General features: G+C 65.5%; 1 protein-coding gene. It reads right to left on the bottom strand.

Going from position 1 to position 235, the window contains the following annotated elements:
* Positions 1-235, bottom strand: a 235-nt coding sequence (locus tag QMX96_RS26905; protein WP_282362749.1) for a hypothetical protein, incomplete at both ends; no start/stop codon positions are given.

Genomic DNA, 235 nt, shown 5'->3' with positions numbered 1-235 from the left:
GCGCCCCGCCGGGTCCCACGCCTGAGTCTGGCTCAACCTGTTGCCCTGATGCCGCACAACCTCGCGGTGCAGGTCATCGCGCTCGTAGGCCAGCAGTTCATGCTGATCGACCGTCATGCCCAACAGATGACCGCTACCGTAGGTCAGCCAGCTGACCTTGTGCCCGTCCGGACGAGTGGTGGAGGTACGCAGGTTGAGGGCGTCGTACTCGTGCTGCCACACCGCGACCATCGGG

Source organism: Pseudomonas sp. PS01300 (genome assembly GCF_029960155.1).
GTDB classification, from domain to species: Bacteria; Pseudomonadota; Gammaproteobacteria; order Pseudomonadales; family Pseudomonadaceae; genus Aquipseudomonas; species Aquipseudomonas palmensis.
Note: the sequence above shows the minus strand (reverse complement) of the source record. Positions and strands in the feature narration are given on the sequence as shown.